Source organism: Umezawaea sp. NPDC059074 (genome assembly GCF_042738955.1).
Classification (GTDB): domain Bacteria; phylum Actinomycetota; class Actinomycetes; order Mycobacteriales; family Pseudonocardiaceae; genus Umezawaea.
The window spans coordinates 39610-55535 of record NZ_JBHYHC010000032.1; the positions used below are offsets into that span (position 1 = coordinate 39610).

The 15926-nt window shown below is 72.0% G+C and carries 17 protein-coding genes; 11 read left to right on the forward strand and 6 right to left on the reverse strand.

From position 1 onward, the window contains the following. The first annotated feature begins 39 nt into the window (after window positions 1-39). Window positions 40-858: a GNAT family N-acetyltransferase gene (locus ACFWW9_RS17040; RefSeq protein ID WP_390377895.1), complete on the forward strand. Its 819-nt coding sequence runs from the start codon at window positions 40-42 to the stop codon at window positions 856-858. A gap of 12 nt (window positions 859-870) precedes the next feature. Beyond that, window positions 871-1716: a carbon-nitrogen hydrolase family protein gene (locus ACFWW9_RS17045; protein WP_390377898.1), complete on the forward strand. Its 846-nt coding sequence runs from the start codon at window positions 871-873 to the stop codon at window positions 1714-1716. On the opposite strand, the gene ACFWW9_RS17050 is transcribed toward ACFWW9_RS17045, so the two are convergent. The 6 genes from ACFWW9_RS17050 to hemW form a co-directional block, all read right to left on the reverse strand. Further along, the gene (locus ACFWW9_RS17050; protein WP_390377901.1) at window positions 1713-2057 is read right to left on the reverse strand and encodes a histidine triad nucleotide-binding protein; all 345 of its coding nucleotides are present in this window, start codon (window positions 2055-2057) and stop codon (window positions 1713-1715) included. The two genes, ACFWW9_RS17045 and ACFWW9_RS17050, sit on opposite strands and share 4 nt — an antisense overlap. A gap of 10 nt (window positions 2058-2067) precedes the next feature. Continuing rightward, on the reverse strand, window positions 2068-2733 hold the full coding sequence (locus ACFWW9_RS17055) for an alpha/beta hydrolase family protein (protein ID WP_390377904.1): 666 nt from the start codon (window positions 2731-2733) through the stop codon (window positions 2068-2070). A 203-nt stretch (window positions 2734-2936) separates the two neighbouring features. Then, window positions 2937-3674 carry a 16S rRNA (uracil(1498)-N(3))-methyltransferase gene (locus ACFWW9_RS17060; protein ID WP_390377907.1) on the reverse strand — a complete coding sequence of 246 codons (738 nt, stop codon included), beginning with the start codon at window positions 3672-3674 and terminating at the stop codon, window positions 2937-2939. Then, window positions 3671-4837 (reverse strand): molecular chaperone DnaJ, encoded by a 1167-nt coding sequence (gene dnaJ, locus ACFWW9_RS17065; RefSeq protein ID WP_390377910.1) that lies wholly within the window; start codon window positions 4835-4837, stop codon window positions 3671-3673. Before dnaJ ends, ACFWW9_RS17060 begins: the two co-directional genes overlap by 4 nt. Before the next feature lie 94 nt (window positions 4838-4931). Next, entirely contained in the window at window positions 4932-5954 is a 1023-nt protein-coding gene (hrcA, locus tag ACFWW9_RS17070; protein ID WP_390377913.1) for a heat-inducible transcriptional repressor HrcA, read from the reverse strand. Between the two features lie 79 nt (window positions 5955-6033). Further along, a complete protein-coding gene (gene hemW / locus ACFWW9_RS17075) occupies window positions 6034-7248 on the reverse strand; it encodes a radical SAM family heme chaperone HemW (protein ID WP_390377916.1) in 1215 nt (404 codons plus the stop codon). Between the two features lie 298 nt (window positions 7249-7546). On the opposite strand from hemW, the gene ACFWW9_RS17080 reads away from it, so the two are divergent. Genes ACFWW9_RS17080 through ACFWW9_RS17120 form a run of 9 tightly spaced genes read left to right on the forward strand, consistent with a single transcriptional unit; the run spans window position 7547 to window position 15906 of the window. After that, a complete protein-coding gene (locus ACFWW9_RS17080) occupies window positions 7547-9232 on the forward strand; it encodes a nitrite/sulfite reductase (RefSeq protein WP_390377919.1) in 1686 nt (561 codons plus the stop codon). After that, window positions 9229-9393 carry an Insertion element protein gene (locus tag ACFWW9_RS17085; protein WP_106192632.1) on the forward strand — a complete coding sequence of 55 codons (165 nt, stop codon included), beginning with the start codon at window positions 9229-9231 and terminating at the stop codon, window positions 9391-9393. Before ACFWW9_RS17080 ends, ACFWW9_RS17085 begins: the two co-directional genes overlap by 4 nt. Then, window positions 9390-10091: a phosphoadenylyl-sulfate reductase gene (locus tag ACFWW9_RS17090; RefSeq protein WP_390377922.1), complete on the forward strand. Its 702-nt coding sequence runs from the start codon at window positions 9390-9392 to the stop codon at window positions 10089-10091. The genes ACFWW9_RS17085 and ACFWW9_RS17090 overlap by 4 nt, the downstream gene beginning before the upstream one ends. Further along, on the forward strand, window positions 10088-10993 hold the full coding sequence (gene cysD, locus ACFWW9_RS17095) for a sulfate adenylyltransferase subunit CysD (RefSeq protein WP_390377925.1): 906 nt from the start codon (window positions 10088-10090) through the stop codon (window positions 10991-10993). Before ACFWW9_RS17090 ends, cysD begins: the two co-directional genes overlap by 4 nt. Beyond that, on the forward strand, window positions 10994-12340 hold the full coding sequence (locus tag ACFWW9_RS17100; protein ID WP_390377928.1) for a sulfate adenylyltransferase subunit 1: 1347 nt from the start codon (window positions 10994-10996) through the stop codon (window positions 12338-12340). A 25-nt stretch (window positions 12341-12365) separates the two neighbouring features. Next, the gene (locus ACFWW9_RS17105) at window positions 12366-13454 is read left to right on the forward strand and encodes an ABC transporter substrate-binding protein (protein WP_390377931.1); all 1089 of its coding nucleotides are present in this window, start codon (window positions 12366-12368) and stop codon (window positions 13452-13454) included. Between the two features lie 31 nt (window positions 13455-13485). Continuing rightward, window positions 13486-14283: an ABC transporter ATP-binding protein gene (locus tag ACFWW9_RS17110; protein ID WP_390377933.1), complete on the forward strand. Its 798-nt coding sequence runs from the start codon at window positions 13486-13488 to the stop codon at window positions 14281-14283. After that, window positions 14261-15157: an ABC transporter permease gene (locus ACFWW9_RS17115; RefSeq protein ID WP_390377936.1), complete on the forward strand. Its 897-nt coding sequence runs from the start codon at window positions 14261-14263 to the stop codon at window positions 15155-15157. The genes ACFWW9_RS17110 and ACFWW9_RS17115 overlap by 23 nt, the downstream gene beginning before the upstream one ends. Then, window positions 15157-15906, forward strand: a complete 750-nt coding sequence (locus ACFWW9_RS17120; RefSeq protein ID WP_390377939.1) for a sirohydrochlorin chelatase — start codon at window positions 15157-15159, stop codon at window positions 15904-15906. Before ACFWW9_RS17115 ends, ACFWW9_RS17120 begins: the two co-directional genes overlap by 1 nt. Window positions 15907-15926: the final 20 nt, after the last annotated feature.

Genomic DNA, 15926 nt, shown 5'->3' on the forward strand with positions numbered 1-15926 from the left:
TAAACAACCCGCTGGACAGACGGTGTGTACTGGATCACCGTGACCACCGATCCCGCACTGCGCGCACTCGTGTACGACGACCTGGCCGCCTGCCTGAAACTGGCCGCGGACCGCGACTGGCCCGCCGAGGAGCGCAAGTGGGGGCTGCTGCTCGACCTGGGCAGCGGCTACGGCCTCTTCGACGAGTCGGGCGCGCTGGTCGGCACGACGATCGTCACCCGCTACGGCGCCGAGCACGCCGTGATCAGCATGGTCCTGGTCGCGTCGAGCCACGGCGGGCGGGGCCTGGGGCGGCGGCTGGTGGGGCACGCGCTGGCGAACGCCGGGTGCCCGGTCGTGTCGCTGCACGCCACGGCGTTGGGCAGGCCGCTCTACGAGAAGCTGGGTTTCCGCAGCGTGGCGCGGTTGACCTCGTACTACGGGACGTTCCCGGCCGGTGAGCTGTCCGGGAGGACCCGTGCCGCCGTGCGCGCCGACCTGGCCGCCGTGGTGCGCGAGGACGCCGAGGTGTTCGGGGTCGAGCGCGAGCAGCTGTGGAAGGACTACTTCCGGTTCACCGACCAGGTGCGGCTCGACGCCGTGGGCGGCTTCGCGGCGACGTGGCGCAGCGTCGACACCCTCGTGGTCGGGCCGGTCGTGGCCGACACCGTCGACGACGCGAAGACGCTGATCGGCGACCTGGCCGTCGGGGTCGACGGCGACCTGCGGGTCGACACCTACCAGGACGAACTGGGGTCGTGGCTGGAGCGGAAGGGGCTGGTGGAGCGCTCGTCGGTCGACCTGATGGTGCACGGCGCGACCGACGTCCCCGGCGACCGCGCCCGCCTGCACGTGCCGCTGATGCAGGCCTTGGGCTAGCCGGTGGTCGTGGTGGGGGTGCTCCAGACCGGGACCTCGCCGGAGGGCACGGCGGCGACCCTGGAGCGGATCCTGGGCCACGAACGGGAGATCGCCGAGTCGGGGGCGGCGCTCGTGGTGCTGCCCGAGGCGATCCTCGGCGGCTACCCGCGCGGCGGGGTCACCGGGGCGGGGTTCCCGCGCTACGCGGCCGCCGCCGTCGCGGTGCCCGGCCCCGAGGTCGACGTCCTGGCCGGGCTGTCCGCGCGGACCGGGGCGAGCCTTGTCGTGGGCGTGGTCGAGCGGGCCGGGTCGACGCTGTACTGCACCGCACTGTTCCTCGACCCCTCGGCGGGCCTGGTCGGCACCCATCGCAAGCTGGTGCCGACGGCTCGGGAACGGCTGGTGTGGGGTCGCGGCGACGGGTCGACCCTGCCCGTCGTGCCGACCGCCGCGGGCTTGGCGGGCGCGGTGATCTGCTGGGAGAACATGATGCCGCTGCTGCGCGCGGCCATGTACGCGAAGGGCGTCGAGCTCTGGTGCGCGCCGACCGTGGACGACCGCGAGGCGTGGCTGGCGTCGATGCGGCACATCGCGGGCGAGGGCCGGTGCTTCGTGTTGAGCGCCTGCCAGTTCGAGTCGCCGTCCGAGCACGCCGACCCGTTCCTCGGGGGCAGCGTGATCGTCGGACCGCTCGGGGACGTGCTGGCGGGCCCGCTGCGCGGTGCGGCGGGCTTGCTGACCGCGACGATCGACCCGGACGACCTGGTGGCCGCCCGGTGCGACCTGGACGTGTCGGGCCACTACGCGCGGCCCGACGTGTTCGCGCTCTCGGTGGACGAGACCGCGCGGGTCGGCGTGGTCTTCCGCGCCGACTAGGCGAGGTGGCCGAGGGGTTTGCCGCCGAGCAGGTGCAGGTGGGCGTGGAACACGGTCTGGCCCGCGTCCGCGCCGGTGTTGAACAGCAGGCGGTAGCCGCTGTCGGCGATGCCCTCGGCCTCGGCGACGTCGCCCGCGGCCACGAACAGGTCGGTCAGCTCGCCGGGCGCGCGTTCGGCGAGGGCGAGCGCGTTCGGCTCGTGCAGCTTCGGCACGAGCACCACGTGCGTCGGCGCCTGGGGCGCGATGTCGCGGAACGCGAGGATGGTCTTGGTCTCGTGCACGACGGTCGCGGGGATCTCCCCGGCGACGATGCGGCAGAACAGGCAGTCGTCCGACATGCGGGCGAGGTTACCGACCCGCGAGCCGGAGCGCGGCCTCCCGGCAGGCTTTCCACGCTTCGGTGCGCACGTCCACGAGATCCATGTGCCCGACCCCGGCCAAGCGGACGAACTCGCACCCGGACGCGGCGCTGAACGCCTCGGACTGGCTGACCGGCACATCCACGTCGGCCTCACCGTGCACGCAGACGACCGGGACACCGATGGGGAGCATCGCGATCGGCGACGCGTCGGCGTAGTCGGGGTCCGGGCCGAGCAGGAACGCCGACCGCGGGTGCGCGGCCAGGTCCAGCACGCCCGCCTGAGACACGGCTCCGGTGACGCGCTCGTGCCGAGCGGCGGCCCACACGGCCAGGTGACCGCCCGCGGAGTGACCCAGGGTGACCACGCGGGTGAGGTCGAGCCGAGGGTCGTCCAGCGCGTCGATCGCGGCCAGCACGTCGTCCCCGGTGGTCGGCCAGCCGCCGCCACCACCGAGCCTGCGGTACTCGATGTTGTACGCGGCGACACCGTGGGCGACCAAGTCGTCGGCCAGCGGACGACCAAGGTCGAGGTCGTACTGCTGCATCCAGAAGCCACCGTGGATCACGACCACCACGGGAACGTCAGTGGCGTCGGACGGGACGGTGAGTTCGGCGAACTGACTGGGGTGATCGCCGTAGGAGACGCGCTGCATGGGGGCGATCCTGCCCCAAAAAGGTGCCGCGCCGCAGGGGGACCTGGGGGTCGTCCCGCTGCGGCGCGGCGGCGCCGGACCGAGGGGGGAGGTGTCCGGCGAGTTATGGTCTGAAGAGGCCAAAGTCGTTCGCCCCCTCAGGTGATTAGGGTAACTCGTTTGCGCACAAGTTCGCTAGGAGTAAGCAAAAAGGCCAGGAATCTTCACTCCCAGCGACTGCTCAATACACCCAGAGCACCCAAAGCGACCGCTGCGGCGGTAGAAGCCCGCAAAACGGTCGGTCCCAGTCGCACTACGTGAGCGCCCGCCTCCGTCAGGGTGACCAACTCCTGGTCGGTGATCCCGCCCTCCGGGCCCACGACCAGCAGCACGTCTCCATCGGTCGGCAATGGGACCGCGTTCAGTGGTACGGACGCCGACTCGTGCAGCACCAACGTCAACGCCGACGAGGACACCAGTCGAACCAGCCCGGACGTGCTCACCGGCTCGTCGACCGACGGCACCCGCGCGCGGCGGGCCTGCTTGGCCGCCTCGCGGGCGGTGCTGCGCCAGCGGGCGAGGGCCTTCGCGCCGCGCGGGCCCTCTTCCCACTTGGTCACGCACCGGGCGGCGCGCCACGGCACCACGCCGTCGACGCCCGCCTCGGTGGCGAGTTCCACGGCCAGCTCGCCCCGGTCGCCCTTGACGAGCGCCTGCGCCAGCACGACGCGCGGCGACGGGTCCGGCACGGTCCAGCGCTCGACCACGGTGAGCCGCAGCGCGTCCTTGTCGAGCACCTCGTCGATCACGCACCGTACCTGGTCGCCGGAGCCGTCGGAGAGCACCAGCTCCTCCCCCGCGCGCAGCCGCCGCACGGTGGCGGCGTGCCTGCCCTCCGGGCCGTCGAGCAGCCCGCTGTCACCGGCGGGGAGCCGGTCGACCAGGAAGACGGGCAGCGTCACCGGTTGCCGCGGCCGGAGCGCAGGCGGGAGAACAGGCCGCCGCCGCTCTTGCCGTTGTGCGCCAGCGTGGGCTCTTCCTCGCCCCGTTCGGTGGCCAGTTCGCGCAGCAGTTCGGTCTGCCGGGCGTCGAGCTTGGTCGGGACGACGACCTCCAGGTGCACGTGCAGGTCGCCCCGCCCGTCCACGCGGCCGTTGGACCGCAGTCGGGGCATGCCCCGGCCGGTCAGCAGCAGTTCCGTGTTCGGCTGGGTGCCGGGCTCGATGTCCAGCTCCTCCTCGCCGTCCAGCGTCGCCAGCGGCAGCACGGCGCCGAGCGCCGCGGCGGTCATCGGGATCCGCACCACGCAGTGCAGTTCGGCGCCGTCGCGCTCGAACACGTCGTGCTGCTGCTCCTCGATCTCCACGTACAGGTCACCGGCGGGGCCGCCGCCGGAGCCGACCTCGCCCTGACCCGCGAGGCGCACGCGCATGCCCTCGGCGACACCGGGCGGGATCTGCACGGTGATGGTCCGGCGCGACCGCACCCGGCCGTCGCCGCCGCACTGGCCGCACGGGTCCGGGATGACCTCGCCGAAGCCGCGGCACACCGGGCACGGGCGGGCCGTCACGACCTGACCGAGGAACGAGCGCTGCACGGACTGGACCTCGCCGCGGCCACCGCAGGTGTCGCAGGTGATGGGCGAGGTGCCCTCGGCGCAGCCGCCGCCATGGCAGCGGTCGCAGAGCACGGCCGTGTCGACGGTCAGCTCGCGGCTCGTGCCCGCCGCGCACTCCTCCAACGTCATGTCGAGCCGGATCAGCGCGTCCGAGCCGGGCTGCACGCGGCTGCGCGGTCCGCGCCCGCCGCCCGCGCCGCTGTTCGCGCCGAAGAACGCGTCCATGATGTCGCCGAGGCCGAACCCGGAGAACGGGTCGCCGCCCATGCCCCCGCCGCCACCGCCGCGGCCGCCCGACTCCAGCGGGTCGCCGCCCAGGTCGACGACCTGGCGCTTCTTCGGGTCCGACAGGACCTCGTAGGCGGCGGTCACCTCCTTGAACTGCGCTTCCGCGTCCGGGTTCACGTCCGGGTGCAGTTGCCTCGCGAGCTTGCGGTAGGCGCGCTTGATCTCCTCCGGGGTCGCGTTCTTCCCGACCCCGAGCGTGCCGTAGTAATCCCTCGCCACCGTGTTGTCCTCCTGCGGGCGCGATCCGCTCCCGCTTGCGTCTGTTCCGTGCTCGCGTACCGAAACGTCGAACGTGCCAGGGCTGTTCCGCCCCTCAGCGCGCCGTCAGGATCTCCCCGACGTAGTTGGCGACCGCGCGAACGGCCGCCATGGTCCCCGGGTAGTCCATCCGGGTCGGCCCCACGACACCCATGCCGCCGAGCAGGTTGTCATGGCTGCCGTAGCCGATGGACACCACCGAGGTGCTGCGCATCTCGGCGGCTTCGTTCTCCTCGCCGATGCGCACCAGGATCGTCCCCGGATCGCGCGCGGCGGCGAGCAGCTTGAGCACCACGACCTGCTCCTCCAACGCTTCCAGCACCTGCCGGAGCGAGCCGGGGAAGTCTGCCACGTTGCGGGTGAGGTTCGCGGTGCCGCCCAGCACCAGGCGTTCCTCGGGGTGGTCGACGAGCGACTCGATGAGCACGGTGCTGATCCGGATCATCACGGCGCGCAGGTCCGTCGGCGACTGGTCGGGCAGCTCGGCGACCTTCGCGGACGCCTCGGCGAGCCGCCTGCCCGCCATGGCGGCGTTCAGCATCGACCGCAGCCGGGCCACGTTGTCCTCGGTGATCACGTCGCCGAGGTCCACGGACCGCTGGTCGACGCGGCCGGTGTCGGTGATCAGCACCAGCATCAGCCGCGCGGGCGTGATGCGGAGGACTTCGAGGTGCCGCACGGTGGCCCCGCTGAGCACGGGGTACTGGACGACGGCGACCTGCCGGGTGAGCTGGGCGAGCAGCCGGACGCTGCGGCGCAGCACGTCGTCCAGGTCCAGCGCGCCTTCGAGGAAGCTGTAGATGGCCTTGCGCTCGGCCGTGGACAGCGGCTTGATCTCGGCCAGCCGGTCCACGAACAGCCGGTAGCCCTTGTCCGTGGGGACGCGGCCCGCGCTGGTGTGCGGCTGGGTGATGTAGCCGTCCTCCTCCAGCGACGCCATGTCGTTGCGCACGGTCGCGCTGGAGACCCCGAGGTTGTGCCGCTCCACCAGTGCCTTGGAGCCCACGGGCTCCTGGTTGGAGACGTAGTCGGCGACGATCGCGCGCAGCACCTCGAACCGGCGTTCATCGGCGTTCACGGCGCGTCACCTCCAGATGTTGAGTGCGCTGGGGTCAAGTTTACGGAGCGTTGACGCGTGGCTGTGCACCGATACGGCCTCATGTGAGCCGGTGCACGACGGCGTCGGCGAGCAGCCGCCCCCGATCGGTCAGCACGCAGCGGCCTTCGGCCAGCGCGTCCGGCTCCAGCAGCCCGTCGTCCGCAGCGAGCTTCGCCTCGGCCTGCCCGTCGGGGTCGAGCACGTCGAGCGGCAGGCCGTCGCGCAGGCGCAGCTCCAGCAGGACGCGTTCGACGCGGCGGTCGTCGGCGGTCAGCAGTTCACGACCGGCGGCCGGGGACTCGCCCTTGGCCAGCACCTCGGCGTAGCGGGCGGGGTGCTTGACGTTCCACCAGCGCAGGCCGCCGACGTGGCTGTGCGCGCCGGGCCCCGCGCCCCACCAGTCGTGGCCGCGCCAGTAGAGGAGGTTGTGCGCGCACTGAGCCGAGGCGTCGGTCGCCCAGTTGGACACCTCGTACCAGGGCATCCCCTGCGCGGTCATGGCCGCGTCGATCTGCTCGTACTTGTCGGCGAGCACGTCGTCGTCGGGCATCGGCAGGACGCCACGGCTGATCTTGCGGGACAGCGCCGTGCCCTCCTCGACGATCAGCGCGTACGCGGACACGTGGTCGACGCCCGCCGAGTACACGGCGTCGAGCGAGGACTTGAGGTCGTCGGTCGTCTCGCCGGGCGTGCCGTAGATGAGGTCGAGGTTCACGTGCTCGAACCCGGCGGCGCGGGCCTCGCGGGCGGCGTCGACCGGCCTGCCCGGCGTGTGCTTGCGGTCGAGGACCTGGAGCACGTGGCGGGCGGCGGACTGCATGCCCAGCGACACCCTGGTGTAACCCGCGTCACGGATGCCCGCGAAGAACTCCGCCGACGTGGACTCGGGGTTGGACTCGGTGGTCACCTCCGCGCCGGGGGCGAGGCCGAACGACGACCGCACGGCCGCCAGCACGTCGGCCAGCCCGTCCGCGCCCAGCAGCGACGGCGTGCCGCCGCCGACGAAGACCGTGTCGGCGCGCGGAGGCGTCCCGAGCACCGCCGCGGCCAGGTCCAACTCGCGCCGCAGGCCCTCCAGCCACGACTGCGGCGAGGCGGAGGTGCCCAGCTCACCGGCGGTGTAGGTGTTGAAGTCGCAGTAGCCGCAGCGGGTGGCGCAGAACGGGACGTGGACGTAGACGCCGAACGGGCGGCTGCCGAGCCCGGCCAACGCCGACGGCGGGAGCGAGCCGTCGGCGGGTGCGGGATCACCAGCGGGAAGGGCGGAGGGCATGGGGTCCAGTCTCCCACTTAACACACGTCCGAACGCCGTCCCAGCATTCGGTTGGCTGTGGACCACGGGGTGGACAGGTGGCACTCTCAAGCCATGACCTCGACCGGAGTCCGCCTGGTGGTACGCCGCCACGTCGACTTCCGTCGTGTCTCCAGCGCGTTGTGCCGTCCTTCGGCATAGCCAGCGCCTGCTATTGATCTGTTCCCGCCGGCGCCGGGTGCGCTGACGAGACCTCCCACCACGCTCCACCGGGACTCGGCCGCGCGCGCCCAGCGCCCCGAAACCCCGGAGGACGACGATGGTCCCCCCGACTACGACGTCTCAGCGCGGCACGAAGCAACGCCGCGGTGAGGGGCAGTGGGCGCTCGGCTACCGCGAACCGCTCAACCCCAACGAGCGCAGCAAGAAGGACGACAACCCGCTCAACGTCCGCGCGCGGATCGAGAACATCTACGCCCACGGCGGTTTCGCCTCCATCGACCCGGCCGACCTGCGCGGCCGTTTCCGCTGGTACGGGCTCTACACCCAGCGCAAGCCCGGTATCGACGGCGGCCGGACGGCCACGTTGGAGCCGGAGGAGCTGGACGACGAGTTCTTCATGCTCCGGGTGCGCTCCGACGGCGGTCGGCTGACCACCGAGCAGCTGCGCGTGCTGGGCGAGGTGTCGCAGACCTACGCGCGCGACACGGCCGACATCACCGACCGGCAGAACATCCAGTACCACTGGATCCGCATCGAGGACGTCCCCGCGATCTGGCGGAAGCTGGAGGGCGTGGGCCTGACCACGATGGAGGCCTGCGGGGACAGCCCCCGCGTGGTCCTCGGTTCGCCGGTCGCGGGCATCGCCGTGGACGAGGTGATCGACGGCAGCTCGGCGATCGACGTGATCCTGGAGCGCTACATCGGCGACCCGGCCTTCTCGAACCTGCCGCGCAAGTTCAAGACCGCCATCTCCGGGCTGCCGGACGTGGCGCACGAGATCCACGACATCGCGTTCGTCGGCGTGGACCACCCGGAGCACGGCCCCGGTTTCGACCTGTGGGTCGGCGGCGGCCTGTCCACCAACCCGATGATCGGCAAGCGGCTCGGGGCGTGGGTGCCGCGCGACGAGGTGCCGGACGTGTGGGCGGGCGTGATCAGCGTGTTCCGCGACTACGGCTACCGGCGGCTGCGGCACCGGGCGCGGATCAAGTTCCTGGTGGCGGACTGGGGGCCGGAGAAGTTCCGGGAGGTCCTCGAGACCGAGTACCTCAAGCGGACGCTGATCGACGGCCCCGCGCCGGAGGTGCCCGCGCAGCCGCGTGACCACATCGGCGTGCACCAGCAGAAGGACGGCCTGTTCTACGTCGGCGCGGCGCCGATCGCGGGCCGGGTGTCCGGGTCGACGCTCGTCGAGGTCTCCAAGGCCGTCGAACGCGCGGGCTCCGGCCGGGTGCGCCTGACGCCGCAGCAGAAGCTCGTGGTGCTGGACGTGGCCGAGGCGGACGTGCCCGCGCTGCAAGGCGACCTGGCGAAGCTGGGGCTCCAGACCGAACCGTCGCCGTGGCGGCGCGGCGTGATGGCGTGCACCGGCATCGAGTTCTGCAAGCTCGCGATCGTCGAGACCAAGGCCCGCGCGGTGGACCTGGTCAGCACGCTGGAGAAGAAGCTGGCCGACATCGTTGGCGAGATCGACGCCCCGGTCAGCATCCACATCAACGGCTGCCCCAACTCGTGCGCCCGCATCCAGACCGCGGACATCGGGCTCAAGGGCCAGATCGTCACGGACGCCGACGGCTACCAGGTCGAGGGCTTCCAGGTGCACCTCGGCGGCGGGCTCGGGCTGGACGCGGGCTTCGGCCGCAAGGTGCGCGGGCACAAGGTGACCGCCGCCGAGCTGTCCGACTACGTCGAGCGGGTCGTGCGCAACTTCGTGGCTCAGCGGGTCGACGGCGAGCGGTTCGCCCAGTGGGTCCTGCGCGCGGACGAGGGTGATCTCAAGTGAGCGCGACCGAGCGTGCGACGCCCTTCTACTGCCCCTATTGCGGGGACGAGGACCTTCGCCCGGAGGAGGAGCCCCACGCGGCCTGGCTCTGCACCGGGTGCCGCCGTGTTTTCACGGTCAAGTTCGTTGGACTGCACTTGCCACAGGAGGTGAAGCGATGACCACGACTACCCGTACCGAGGAGTTGAGGGTGATCGCGGAGGCCGCGTCGGTCGAACTGGCCGACGCCACCGCCGCGGAGGCGCTGGAGTGGACCGCGCGGACGTTCGGCGAGAGCTGGATCGTCGCGTCCAACATGCAGGACGCCGTGCTGATCGACCTCGCCGTGAAGGCGAAGCCGGACGTCGACGTCCTGTTCCTGGAGACCGGCTACCACTTCGCCGAGACCATCGGCACCCGTGACGCGGTGGACCTGGTCTACCCGGACGTGCGCATCGTCAACGCCGCCGCCGAGCAGTCCGTCGCCGACCAGGAGGCCGAGTTCGGCCTGCTGAACAAGACCGACCCCGGCCGGTGCTGCGCGCTGCGCAAGGTCGTGCCGCTCCAGCGGACGCTGGCCCGGTACGACGCGTGGGTCACCGGCGTGCGCCGGGTCGACGCGCCGACGCGGGCCACCACGCCGATCGTGCAGTGGGACGAGCGCAACGGGCTGGTGAAGGTCAACCCCATCGCGCCGTGGACCGACGACGAGTTCAACTCCTACATCGCCGAGCACGGGATCCTGGAGAACCCGTTGGTGCAGGCGGGTTATCCCTCCATCGGCTGCGCGCCGTGCACCGCGAAGCCGCTGCCGGGCCAGGACGCCCGGTCCGGTCGCTGGGCGGGCATGGCCAAGACGGAATGCGGGCTCCACGGATGACAGCGCCTACGCAACAGACCACGTTGGACCGCCTCGAGTCCGAGGCGATCCACATCTTCCGCGAGGTCGCGGGCGAGTTCGACCGGCCGGTGATCCTGTTCTCCGGCGGCAAGGACTCCACGCTGCTCGTGCACCTGGCGATCAAGGCGTTCTGGCCCGCGCCGGTGCCGTTCCCGCTGCTGCACGTCGACACCGGGCACAACTTCGACGAGGTCATCGAGTTCCGGGACAAGGTCGTTGCCCAGCACGGGCTGCGGCTCGAAGTGGCCAAGGTCCAGGACTGGATCGACGACGGCAGGCTGGAAGAACGGCCCGACGGCACGCGCAACCCGTTGCAGACCGTGCCGCTGCTCGACTCGATCACCTCGCACAAGTACGACGCCGTGTTCGGCGGCGGTCGGCGCGACGAGGAGCGGGCACGGGCGAAGGAGCGCATCTTCAGCCTGCGCAACAGCTTCGGCCAGTGGGAGCCGCGCCGCCAGCGCCCCGAGCTGTGGAACCTCTACAACGGGCGGCACCGCGCGGGCGAGCACGTGCGGGTGTTCCCGCTGTCCAACTGGACCGAGCTCGACGTGTGGAACTACATCGAGCGCGAGGGCATCGAGCTGCCGTCGATCTACTACTCGCACCAGCGCGACGTGTACCTGCGCGACGGCATGTGGCTGACCGAGGGCCCGTGGGGCGGCCCCCGGCCCGAGGAAACCGTGCTGCACAAGACGATCCGCTACCGCACGGTCGGCGACGGCTCGTGCACCGGCGCGGTGGAGTCCGAGGCGTCCGACATCCGCGAGGTCATCGCCGAGGTGGCCGCGTCGCGGCTGACCGAGCGCGGCGCCACGCGGGCCGACGACCGCTTGTCCGAAGCAGCCATGGAAGACCGCAAGCGGGAGGGCTACTTCTAAATGAGCGACCTGTTGAGGCTGGCGACGGCGGGCAGCGTGGACGACGGCAAGTCCACGCTGGTCGGACGGCTGCTGTACGACACCAAGTCGGTGCTGGCCGACACGCTCGACGCCGTGCACCGCGCGAGCGCCGACCGCGGCCTGACCACCCCGGACCTCTCGCTGCTGGTGGACGGCCTGCGCTCGGAGCGCGAGCAGGGCATCACGATCGACGTGGCGTACCGGTACTTCGCCACCGACAAGCGCTCGTTCGTGCTCGCGGACACCCCCGGCCACGTGCAGTACACCCGCAACACGGTGACCGGCGCGTCCACCGCGCAGCTGGCGATCCTGCTGGTCGACGCGCGCAAGGGCGTCATCGAGCAGACCCGGCGGCACGCGGCCGTGCTGGCGCTGCTGGGCGTGCCGCAGCTCGTGCTGGCGGTCAACAAGATCGACCTCGTCGACTTCGACGAGACCACGTTCGCCCGCATCTCCAAGGAGTTCACCGCGCACGCGACAGCGCTGGGCTACAGCCCGGACGCGGTGGTGCACATCCCGGTGTCGGCCCTCGCGGGCGACAACGTGGTGGAACACTCCACGAACACCCCCTGGTACTCCGGCCCGACGTTGTTGGAGCACCTGGAATCCGTCCCGGTCGAGGCCGACCCGCACGACGCCGTGTTCCGCTTCCCCGTCCAGTACGTGATCCGGCCGCGCACGCCGGAACACCTGGACTACCGGGGCTACGCGGGCCTGGTGGCGTCCGGCACGGTCAAGGTGGGCGACGAGGTCGTCGTCCTGCCCGCCGGGCTGCGCAGCACCGTGGAGAAGATCGACACCTACGACGGGCCGCTCGACGAGGCGGCGGCGGGCCAGTCCGTGACGCTGCTGCTCGCCGACGACCTGGACATCTCGCGCGGCGACCTGATCGCCGCCGCGGGCACTCCCCCGCAGGTCACCGACGAGTTCGACGCCACCCTGTGCTGGCTGTCGGAGAAGCCGCTCGCCCCCGGCGCGCGTGTGCTGGTCAAGCACGGCGCCCGCACCGTGCAGGCCATCGTCACGGAGCTGCGCGCGCGCTTCGACGAACAACGACTGGCCAGTGTGGACAGTCCGGCCTCGTTGGGGCTCAACGAGATCGGCCGGGTCGCGATCCGCACGGCGGAGCCGCTCCCGGTCGACGGGTACTACAGCAGCAGGCGCACCGGGGCGTTCCTGGTGATCGACGCGGCCGACGGCGGCACGCTCGCCGCGGGCCTCGTCGGCGCGGGGCTCCCGGTGCTGGACGGCGTGGACAGCTGTACCGAGGGCGGGAGCACCGCCCCCCACGCAGACGACCACGCCCTCGTTTCCCCCGGCCCCTGAACTTTCCCGAAAGGTCCCCGCAGCCGTGAGCAGCAACCGCAGAGTCCTCGCCACCTCCCTCGCCGTCCTCACGACCTTCGCCACGCTCGCCGGGTGCTCACGGGCGGGCAGCGACACCCCCGCCGCGGCGCCCGCCGCGTCCGACGACAAGGGCCCGGCCGCCGAGGTGCGGCTCGGCTACTTCCCGAACGTCACCCACGCCTCCGCGCTGATCGGCGTCGACAAGGGCCTGTTCGCCAAGGAGCTGGGCTCCACCAAGCTCACCACGCAGACGTTCAACGCGGGCCCGGACGAGGTCAACGCGCTGCTGGGCGGCTCGCTCGACGTGGCGTTCATCGGCTCCGGCCCCGCCATCAACGCCTACGCCAAGTCCAAGGGCGAGGCCGTGCGGCTGGTCGCGGGCGCGACCTCGGGCGGCGCGCAGCTCGTGGTGAAGCCGGACATCACCTCCGCGGCGGACCTCAAGGGCAAGACGATCAGCACCCCGCAGCTGGCGAACACGCAGGACGTGTCGTTCAAGAAGTGGCTGGTGGGCCAGCAGATCGCCGCGGGCAGCGGCGCGGACCAGGTCAACGTGACCAACACGGAGAACTCGGCGAGCCTCGACCTGTTCAAGAAGGGCGAGATCCAGGGCGCGTGGGCGCCGGAGCCGTGGTCGTCGCGGCTGGTGCTCGACGCGGGCGCGAAGGTGCTCGTCGACGAGAAGACCCTGTGGGACCAGGGCAAGTTCCCCACCACGGTGATCATCGTGCGGACCCAGTTCCTCAAGGACTACCCGCGGACCGTGGAGGCCATCCTCAAGGGCGAGGTCGCCGCGATCGACTGGGCGACGGCGAACAAGGCGGACGCCAAGAAGTCCGTGAACGACTCGTTGCAGAAGCTGACCAGCAAGGCGCTGGGCGAGCCGGTGCTGGACCGCGCGTTCGACAACATCGAGCTGACCGTCGACCCCCAGGCCAAGCAGTTCCCGCAGCTGGCGAAGGACGCCGTCACCGCGGGCGTGGCCAAGGACGCGGCGGACGTGAGCGGCTTCGCCGACTTCACGCTGCTGAACAAGGTCCTCTCCGCGGCGGGCAAGCCCGCCGTCGACAGCGCGGGCCTGGACAAGAAGTAAGCAGGACACCCGAGGGGAAGGCAGGCACACCATGACCGCCACACTTGAGGCCCCCACGCCCTCCGACGTCGACGCCGCCGTGTCGCTGTCCGGGGTGCGCAAGGTGTTCGGCCACGGCGCGGGCGCGGTCGTCGCGCTGGACGGCGTCGACCTGCGGGTCGAGCCGGGGGAGTTCGTGTGCCTGCTGGGCGCGTCGGGCTGCGGCAAGAGCACCTTGCTCAACCTGGTCGCCGGACTGGACGCGCCCACCTCGGGCAGCATCGAGCTGACGACGTCGCGGCCCGCCGTGATGTTCCAGGAAGCGGCGCTCATGCCGTGGCTCACGGCCGCGCGCAACGTGGAGCTGCCGTTGAGGCTCGCCGGGCTGAAGAGGGGTGCCCGGCGCGCCAAGGCCAGCGAACTGCTGTCGCTGGTGCGGCTGGGCGAGGCGGGCGCCAAGCGCCCGCACGAGCTGTCCGGCGGCATGCGGCAGCGCGTGGCGCTGGCCCGCGCGCTCGCGTCCACGCTGGGCAGCGCCGAGGCCGGGACACCCGGCCTGCTGCTGATGGACGAGCCGTTCGCGGCGCTCGACGCGATCACCCGCGACGTGCTCCAGGCCGAGCTGGTGCGGGTGTGGCGCGAGACGGGCACGGCGATCGTGTTCGTCACGCACGACGTCCGCGAAGCCGTCCGGCTGGGCCAGCGCGTCGTGCTGCTCTCGTCGCGGCCCGGCCGGGTCGTGCGCGAGTGGACCGTCGACGGCCTGACGGGCGCCGACGAGGCGGAGTCGATCGACGAGATCACCGCCCACCTGCGAGAGGTGATCAGTGGCCACGCCGCAGCCTCCTGAGACGCTCGAAGCCGACCGCGGGCTCGCCGCGGTCGGCGCCGGGCTGGACGCGCTCGACGCGCCGTCGCAGAACCAGCGGCGGTCGCCGTGGCAGCGGTTCCTGCGCACGGCCCTCCCGCCGATCGTGGCGTTCGCGCTGCTGCTCGGCGCGTGGCAGGCGCTGTGGGCCGCGGCGTTCTGGCCGGAGTACCAGCTGCCCGCGCCCGCCGCCGTGTGGGACACGATCTGGGCCACGGTGCGGTCCGGCGACGCGGGCGAGATCCTGTGGACGTCGGTGTCCCGCGCGGTGCTCGGGTTCGTCGTCGCGGTGATCATCGCGACGCCGCTGGGGTTGCTGATCGCGAAGGTGCGGGTCGTCCGCGCGGCCATCGGCTCGCTGCTGACCGGGTTGCAGAGCCTGCCGTCGGTGGCGTGGGTGCCCGCCGCGATCCTGTGGTTCGGCCTCACGCCGTCCGCGATCTACTTCGTGGTGCTGATGGGGTCCGTGCCGTCGATCGCGAACGGCCTGGTGTCCGGCATCGACCAGATCCCGCCGCTCCTCCCCCGCGTCGGCCAAGCCCTCGGTGCGGGGAAGCTGTCGTCGGCGCGGCACATCCTGCTGCCCGCCGCGCTGCCCGGCTACCTCGCCGGGCTCAAGCAGGGGTGGGCGTTCTCGTGGCGCTCGCTGATGGCGGCGGAGATCATCGCGACCTCCCCGCAACTGGGGCTGGGCCTGGGCCAGTTCCTGCACAACGGCCAGTCCCTCAACGACATCTCGATGGTGATCGCCGCGATCTTCCTGATCCTGCTGGTCGGCATCGGCATCGAACTCCTCCTCTTCCGGCCGTTGGAACGCGCTGTCCTGCGCGCCCGCGGCCTGACCGGAGCACTCTGATGACCCCGCTCGTCGCCGTCGCGCACGGCAGCCGCGACCCGCGTTCGGCCGCCACGGTCATGGCGCTGCTGGACGTGGTCCGCGCCCTGAACCCGGCCGTCGACGTGCGGCCCGCGTTCCTCGACCTGTCCGCGCCGCGACTCGGCGACGTGCTCCGCACCGTGCACGGGGAGGGCCACCGGCGCGCGGTCGTCGTGCCGCTGCTGCTGGGCAAGGCCTTCCACGCCCGCGTGGACGTGCCGGGCGCGGTCGCCGAGGTGCAGCGCCAGTTCCCCCGGCTCTCGGTCACCGTCGGCGACGTCCTCGGCCCCGACCCGTGGCTGGAGTCGGCGGCGCTGCGCAGGCTCGCCGAGGCGGGTGTCCGCCCCGCCGACCCGACCACCGGCATCGTCCTGGCGGGCGCGGGCTCCTCGCACGCCCCGGCGAACGCCGCCGTGGCCACGATCGCGGAGCGTTGGGCCGCGCGGTCGGGGTGGGCGGGCGTGGAACCGGCGTTCGCGTCGGCGGGCGAGCCCTCCGTCGCCACCGCCGTGGCCCGGTTGCGGGCCCAGGGCGCTTCCCGGATCGCCGTGGCGTCCTGGTTCCTGGCACCGGGCCTGCTGCCGGACCGGATCACCCAGCAGACGGTGGACCTGGACCCGGACGCCCAGATCGCCCAGCCGTTGGGGGCCGATCCGGAGGTCGCGGAACTGGTGCTGCACCGGTACACGGCCGCGTTGTCGTCGCTGGACTCGCGGCAGTACGCGTAGTCCGATCAGGCGACGGGGGC

What these genes read in the sequence shown, in the direction of transcription:
- ACFWW9_RS17050 (WP_390377901.1), bottom strand. Translation starts at nt 2,057, where the DNA reads ATGTCGGACGACTGCCTGTTCTGCCGCATCGTCGCCGGGGAGATCCCC.
- ACFWW9_RS17055 (WP_390377904.1), bottom strand. Translation starts at nt 2,733, where the DNA reads ATGCAGCGCGTCTCCTACGGCGATCACCCCAGTCAGTTCGCCGAACTC.
- hemW (WP_390377916.1), bottom strand. Translation starts at nt 7,248, where the DNA reads ATGCCCTCCGCCCTTCCCGCTGGTGATCCCGCACCCGCCGACGGCTCG.
- ACFWW9_RS17080 (WP_390377919.1), top strand. Translation starts at nt 7,547, where the DNA reads ATGGTCCCCCCGACTACGACGTCTCAGCGCGGCACGAAGCAACGCCGC.
- ACFWW9_RS17090 (WP_390377922.1), top strand. Translation starts at nt 9,390, where the DNA reads ATGACCACGACTACCCGTACCGAGGAGTTGAGGGTGATCGCGGAGGCC.
- cysD (WP_390377925.1), top strand. Translation starts at nt 10,088, where the DNA reads ATGACAGCGCCTACGCAACAGACCACGTTGGACCGCCTCGAGTCCGAG.
- ACFWW9_RS17100 (WP_390377928.1), top strand. Translation starts at nt 10,994, where the DNA reads ATGAGCGACCTGTTGAGGCTGGCGACGGCGGGCAGCGTGGACGACGGC.
- ACFWW9_RS17110 (WP_390377933.1), top strand. Translation starts at nt 13,486, where the DNA reads ATGACCGCCACACTTGAGGCCCCCACGCCCTCCGACGTCGACGCCGCC.
- ACFWW9_RS17120 (WP_390377939.1), top strand. Translation starts at nt 15,157, where the DNA reads ATGACCCCGCTCGTCGCCGTCGCGCACGGCAGCCGCGACCCGCGTTCG.